The organism is Streptomyces sp. ISL-66 (assembly GCF_018614135.1).
Lineage (GTDB): Bacteria > Actinomycetota > Actinomycetes > Streptomycetales > Streptomycetaceae > Streptomyces.
On sequence record NZ_JAGGOW010000131.1, the window covers coordinates 37,957 to 44,312 of the forward strand.

Genomic DNA, 6,356 nt, shown 5'->3' on the forward strand with positions numbered 1-6,356 from the left:
CCCTTCAAGTTGGGTAAAAACGCTGTGAGTGCCGTGCCTTTCATGATTCCCTCGGTTGAGTAGACCAGTCCCCGGACCTCCCGGGACTTCCTGTGGACCCGTGCCGGTCCCCCCACCCGTTGACCACCGCTGGCGGGCCCGGCCCATCTCCCTCGCGCGTTTGCGGAGCCGACTCATGCTCACGACCCTCCAGACCACCTATACCGACACGCGTGCCGCCGACCTCGCCTGGGCCCTGGGGAGGGAGCGGCTGCCCGCCCTGGCCGTACTGAACCTCGAACTGATGGGCGCAAAAGTTGAGTTGCGCCTGCTCGGGGCCTCTCATCAGGTGCTCCTGGAAGAGGGCGACGTGCTCTGTTCGGAGACCGTCGCCTGCATGCCCGGGAGCAGCACACCGCTGCCGCTGGGCGTGGCGAAACGGGTCGGCGACTGGGAGTACGAGTTCGCCGCGCGGGTCGAGACCCTCTCGCGCGGCTCCTTCGCCGGGCGGGCGCAGGAGCTGCTCGCCCTGGTCGCCGATCACCCGAACGGCCTCGCCGGGACCTTCCCCGGCAGCCCGCACGCCTTCACCGCGATGCTCGCGCAGCGTTACGAGGGCCAGGTGCGGTGGCGGACCTGGCACGCGTACCCGCAGGAAGGACAGCTGGTGGCCACGCGCACCCGCGTCGGCGTACGGATGGCCGCGGCCGGCGGGGCGGGCGCGGCGGCACCCGGCGACGCCGAGGTCCGGGCCGACGGCCGGGTCGACGGAGGAGCCGAGGTCCGGGCCGACGGAGGAGCCGGAGTCCCCGCCGGCGGTTCACCGGCGCTCATCTAGGCCGAGTTGCCGAGCCGTTACGCCAACTGCCCGAACCAGTGCGCCACTTACACCCATATGGGTGACTGGATGCGGGCAGGCGGTGACGTACGGTTCGCTTCATGATCGACCGTTCCGCCCCGCGCGGGGTGCTCCCGGCTCCGCAACCGCGCGGCGTGGGCCGCGTCCCGGCCACCCTGCCCGTACGGGCGCGGACCGGCCGGCTCCTCGTCCTGGCCACCGTGTTCGTCTGCGCCGCCTGCGGGCTCGTGTACGAACTGGAGCTGCTCGCCCTCGGCTCGTACCTCATCGGCGACTCCGTCACGCAGGCGTCGGTCGTGCTGTCCGTCATGGTCTTCGCCATGGGCGTCGGCTCCCTCCTCGCCAAGGCGCTGCGCGAGCGCCCGGCCTTCGGCTTCGCCGCCATCGAGTCGGCGCTCGCGCTCCTCGGCGGGCTCTCCGCCATGGCGCTCTACGCGAGCTTCGCCTGGCTGGGCGGGTCCCGGACCGCGCTCGTCGCCTTCTCCTTCGCCATCGGCGTGCTCATCGGCGCGGAGATCCCGCTCCTCATGGTGCTCATCCAGCGCATCCGCAGACAGGACGCTGGCGGCGCCGTCGCCGACCTGTTCGCCGCCGACTACGTCGGCGCCCTCGTCGGCGGCCTCGCCTTCCCGTTCCTGCTCCTGCCCGTCCTCGGCCAGCTCACCGGAGCCGTGCTCACCGGCACCGTCAACGCCGTCGTGGGCGGCGGGCTCGTCCTGTGGCTCTTCCGCCGCGACCTGAGCCGCCGCGCCCGCTGGCTGCTCGTCACCGCCAACATCACCGTCCTCGCCGTCCTCGCCTGCGCCACCGTCCTGGCCGACGACTTCGAACGCGTCGCACGCCGCGCCGTCTACGGGGGCGAGGTCCGCGTCGCCCTCCAGACCGGAGTCCAGGAGCTCGTCCTGACCGGGCCCGCGACCGGCTCCCCGCGCGACCTCGAGTTCTTCCTCGACGGCCGCCTGCGGGTCAGCGGCTACGACGAGTACCGCTACCACGAGGCCCTCGTCCACCCCGCCATGACCGGCCCGCACACCCGGGTCCTGGTCCTGGGCGGCGGCGACGGCCTCGCCGCCCGGGAGGTCCTGCGCTACCGCGACGTCTCCTCCGTCACCGTCATCGAGCTCGATCCCGAAGTCGTGCGGCTCGCCCGCACCGACCCGATGCTCTCCGCGCTCAACGCCCGGGCGTACGAGGACCCGCGCCTCGGAGTCGTCACCGAGGACGCCTTCCGCTGGCTGCGCGGACCCGCCGCCCAGCGCCGCTTCGACGTCATCGTCTCCGACCTGCCCGACCCCGGGATCACGCCCAGCACGAAGCTGTACTCACAGGAGTTCTACGGGCTGGCTGCGCGGGCCCTGCGCCCCGGCGGCCGGCTCGCCGTCCACGCGGGACCGCCGACCGCCCGGGCCCGCTCGTACTGGACCGTCGAGGCCACCCTGCGCGCCGCCGGCCTGCGCACCGCCCCCTACAGCGCGGGCGGCCGCCTCTCCGGCCACGCCGCCGGCCCCGACCGGGTGCTTGGCGGTGGCGCCGGGGCCGTGCCCCCGCAGGACTGGGGCTTCGTCCTCGCCGCCCGCGAACGCGTCCCCGCGCTGCGCGTGGACCGGGACACGCCCGCCCTGCGCTCGCTGTCCACGCAGTCCCTGGGCGACGCCGCCCGCGACGCGGAACGCACTCGCGTCCCCGGCCTCCCGCCGTCGACGCTGCCGCACCCGAGGTACTCCTGAGGGCCGTCCCGTAGGCCGCGGCGGCAGGACCCGGCGGATACGGCTCCGCCGCCTCACTGACGGGAAGCGGCCGCGTCGGTAGGCTCGACCGCATGGAGCATCAGGTGTTCGTTCCGGTCCCCGCCGTCGACGTCCGCGCCGTGCTGCGCGACCCCGCCCGGGTGGCGCGCTGCGTGCCGGGGCTCCAGCAGGACGCGGACACCGGCGCCGGGCCGCTGTCCGGCCGGCTCAAGGTACGCGTCGGCGGGCACACCGTGACCTACCGGGGGTCCCTGTCCGTCACCGAGCGGGACCCCGACCACTTCGTGGTCGACGGGGAGGGGACGGAGGTGCGGGGCAGCGGCGGCGTGAAGCTCACCCTCGCGCTCCGGCTGACCGAGGCGGACGGCGGCACCCGCCTGGAGTTCACCGGGGAGGGCGCCGCCGACGGCCGCGCCGCCGCCTTCGCCCCCGAGGCCGCGGCCACCACCGCGCACCGCCTCCTGGACCGGGCGGCCGGGCACCTCGCGGCGCTGTCGGCCGACGACGGGACGGCCGGCGACGGGAAGGTTGGCGACGGGAAGGTTGGCGACGGGAAGGTTGGCGACGGGAAGGTTGGCGGCGAGGCGGCGGGCGACGACACGGCGGGCGACCGCGCGATCGGCGACGGGACGCAAGGTCCGGCCGCGGCCGACGAGGTGACCGTCAGCGACGTCGTGTCCGAGTCCGAGGAGGAGCCCGAGGGCCCGGACACCGAAGGGCCCGACGGGATCACCGAGATCACCGCGTCCGTGTTCGAGACGGAGGTCCCGCCGCCTTCGCTGGACCCCTTCCTGGAGGGCGCCATCGAAGGCATGGCCGACCTCGGTGACCTCGGCGCCCCGCCGCGCCCGCCCGCCGAGGCCGCGCACGCCCGCCGCACGATGATCGGCCGTAGCGCGGAGGAGGTCGACCACGCGCCCCCGCGCGGCCGCTACGCCCCGGTCCCCGCCCCCTCCTCGGCCGCCGCGAACGCGAACCTCCGCTGGCTCGCCCCGGCCGCCGCCGTCGCCGTGGCCTCGGCGGTCCTCCTGGGCCGGGCCCTTCGCCGCCGCCGCTGAGCCGCCGGGCTCTACTAAGGTCAAGGCATGAGTACGCAACTGCGCGCCGGCGGCGCCGAGGTGACCATCGACCAGGAGAACGGCTGCCGGATCAGCAGTCTGCGCGTCGACGGGACGGAACTGCTGCGGCAAGGGGCCCACTACGGCTCCTTCCCGATGGTCCCGTGGTGCGGCCGCACCAGGAACGGGCAGTTCCAGGACGGGGCGACCCTCCACCAGCTGCCGCTCAACTCCCCGCCGCACGCCATCCACGGCTTCGGCCGCGATGCCCCCTGGCGGCTCGCCCGCGCCTGCGCCACCGAGGCCGCGTTCACGTACCGGCTCACCGATCCGTGGCCCTACGAGGGCGTCGTCACCCAGCTCTTCGAGCTCGGCGAGAACGGGCTGACCCTGACCCTGGGGATCGAGACGTACGAGGACTCCTTCCCCGCGCAAGCCGGCTGGCACCCCTGGTTCCGGCGCAACCTCGGCGCCGGCGGGGCCGACGTCCGCATCGACTTCGAAGCGGCCTGGCAGGAGGAGCGCGGCGCCGACCACCTCCCCACCGGCAACCGGATCGACCCCAAACCCGGCCCGTGGGACGACTGCTTCGGCATGCCGTACGGGGTCGACGTCACCCTGACGTGGCCCGACGCGCTGGAGCTGAAGGTCACCAGCCGCTCCGAATGGGTGGTCGTCTACGACGAGCAGCCCGAAGCCGTCTGCGTGGAGCCGCAGTCCGGGCCGCCGAACGGCCTGAACACCCTGCCGCACCTGGTGACCCCGGTGGACCCGCTGGAGATCTCCACGACGTGGAGCTGGCGACGTCTCGGATAGCACCCAATTAAGCTCATGCCCATGAGTGACGTACGCGATGAGCTTCTGCAGCAGATCAAGGACAAGGCCGTCGTGCACGGCAAGGTGATCCTCTCCTCCGGCCGTGAGGCCGACTACTACATCGACCTCCGCCGGATCACCCTGGACGGCGAGGCGGCCCCGCTGGTCGGGCAGGTCATGCTCGACCTCACCGCCGACCTGGAGTTCGACTGCGTCGGCGGCCTGACCCTGGGCGCCGACCCGGTCGCCACCTCGATGCTGCACGCCTCCGCCGCGCGCGGCGCGCGCCTGGACGCCTTCGTCGTCCGCAAGGCGCAGAAGGCGCACGGCATGCAGCGCCGCATCGAGGGAACCGACGTGAAGGGCAAGCGCTGCCTGGTGGTCGAGGACACCTCGACCACCGGCGGCTCCCCGCTGACCGCCGTCGAGGCCGTCCGCGAGGCCGGCGGCGAGGTCGTCGCCGTCGCCACGATCGTGGACCGCGGCGCGGCCGACGCCATCGCCGCGGCGGGCCTGCCGTACCTCACGGGCTACCAGCTGGACGATCTCGGCCTCTCCTAGTCGCCGGACGCGCCTTCGCGCGACGGGTGACTAAGGACCCGGGAGTCCGGAGCAGGCCCTGACCTGGGCTTTTCCGGTGGGGCGGAATGTTTCACGTGAAACATTCCGCCCTGTTCGCGCCGCGTGGTGCCGCCGCGGAGGTGGAGTGGGACCGGGAGTCTGGAAAGATAGCCACGACGGCAACGTCGCCCCCAGGTCAGGGCCCGCAATAAGCACACTCCCCGCACATCCAAGGAGCGGACAGATGCCCATCGCAACCCCCGAGGTCTACAACGAGATGCTCGACCGGGCGAAGGCAGGCAAGTTTGCCTACCCGGCGATCAACGTGACCTCGACCCAGACCCTGCACGCTGCACTGCGCGGCTTCGCGGAGGCCGAGAGCGACGGCATCATTCAGATCTCCACCGGTGGTGCGGAGTTCCTGGGTGGCCAGTACAACAAGGACATGGTCACCGGCGCCGCCGCCCTGGCCGAGTTCGCGCACATCGTGGCCGCCAAGTACGACATCACCGTCGCGCTGCACACGGACCACTGCCCCAAGGACAAGCTGGACGGCTACGTCCGCCCGCTGCTCGACATCTCCGCCGAGCGCGTGGCCCGCGGCCTGAACCCGCTCTTCCAGTCGCACATGTGGGACGGCTCCGCCGAGACCCTGGCCGACAACCTGGCCATCGGCCAGGAGCTGCTCGCCAAGGCCGCCGCCGCGAAGATCATCCTTGAGGTCGAGATCACCCCGACCGGTGGCGAGGAGGACGGCGTCAGCCACGAGATCAACGACGAGCTGTACACCACCGTCGACGACGCGCTGCGCACCGCCGAGGCCCTGGGCCTGGGCGAGAAGGGCCGCTACCTGCTGGCCGCCTCCTTCGGCAACGTGCACGGCGTCTACAAGCCGGGCAACGTCGTCCTGCGCCCCGAGCTCCTCAAGGACCTCCAGGCCGGCGTCGGCGAGAAGTACGGCAAGTCCTCGCCGTTCGACTTCGTCTTCCACGGCGGCTCGGGTTCCACGGCCGAGGAGATCGCCACCGCGCTGGAGAACGGCGTCGTGAAGATGAACCTCGACACCGACACCCAGTACGCCTTCACCCGCCCGGTCGTGGACCACATGTTCCGCAACTACGACGCGGTCCTGAAGGTCGACGGCGAGGTCGGCACCAAGTCGAAGTACGACCCCCGCACGTGGGGCAAGGCCGCCGAGGCCGGCATGGCCGCGCGCGTCACCGAGGCCTGCGCGAACCTGCGCTCCACGGGCACCAAGCTCAAGTAGCCGCCCGCCCCAGCCTTGAGGAAGGGCCCGGCCCCACCGTCCGCGGCTTGGGTTCTAGTAGTCGTCGC

At 72.8% G+C, this 6,356-nt stretch carries 5 protein-coding genes and 1 pseudogene; all 6 read left to right on the forward strand.

The window, feature by feature from the left end:
• Nucleotides 1–175: 175 nt before the first annotated feature.
• Nucleotides 176–685 (forward strand): annotated as a pseudogene (locus J7E97_RS24675) (DUF2617 family protein); the annotation flags it as partial.
• A gap of 233 nt (nt 686–918) precedes the next feature.
• Nucleotides 919–2,565: a polyamine aminopropyltransferase gene (locus tag J7E97_RS24680; RefSeq protein ID WP_215031208.1), complete on the forward strand. Its 1,647-nt coding sequence runs from the start codon at nt 919–921 to the stop codon at nt 2,563–2,565.
• Nucleotides 2,566–2,657: 92 nt separating this feature from the next.
• Nucleotides 2,658–3,644: an SRPBCC family protein gene (locus J7E97_RS24685; protein WP_215031211.1), complete on the forward strand. Its 987-nt coding sequence runs from the start codon at nt 2,658–2,660 to the stop codon at nt 3,642–3,644.
• 27 nt (nt 3,645–3,671) lie between these two features.
• On the forward strand, nt 3,672–4,460 hold the full coding sequence (locus J7E97_RS24690; RefSeq protein WP_215031214.1) for an aldose 1-epimerase: 789 nt from the start codon (nt 3,672–3,674) through the stop codon (nt 4,458–4,460).
• A 21-nt stretch (nt 4,461–4,481) separates the two neighbouring features.
• Nucleotides 4,482–5,021 carry an orotate phosphoribosyltransferase gene (gene pyrE / locus J7E97_RS24695; RefSeq protein WP_215031217.1) on the forward strand — a complete coding sequence of 180 codons (540 nt, stop codon included), beginning with the start codon at nt 4,482–4,484 and terminating at the stop codon, nt 5,019–5,021.
• A gap of 244 nt (nt 5,022–5,265) precedes the next feature.
• Entirely contained in the window at nt 5,266–6,288 is a 1,023-nt protein-coding gene (gene fbaA / locus J7E97_RS24700; protein WP_215031220.1) for a class II fructose-bisphosphate aldolase, read from the forward strand.
• Nucleotides 6,289–6,356: the final 68 nt, after the last annotated feature.

Coding starts and splice junctions, on each gene's coding strand:
- fbaA (WP_215031220.1), top strand. CDS start 5,266: ATGCCCATCGCAACCCCCGAGGTCTACAACGAGATGCTCGACCGGGCG.
- J7E97_RS24690 (WP_215031214.1), top strand. CDS start 3,672: ATGAGTACGCAACTGCGCGCCGGCGGCGCCGAGGTGACCATCGACCAG.
- J7E97_RS24685 (WP_215031211.1), top strand. CDS start 2,658: ATGGAGCATCAGGTGTTCGTTCCGGTCCCCGCCGTCGACGTCCGCGCC.
- J7E97_RS24680 (WP_215031208.1), top strand. CDS start 919: ATGATCGACCGTTCCGCCCCGCGCGGGGTGCTCCCGGCTCCGCAACCG.
- pyrE (WP_215031217.1), top strand. CDS start 4,482: ATGAGTGACGTACGCGATGAGCTTCTGCAGCAGATCAAGGACAAGGCC.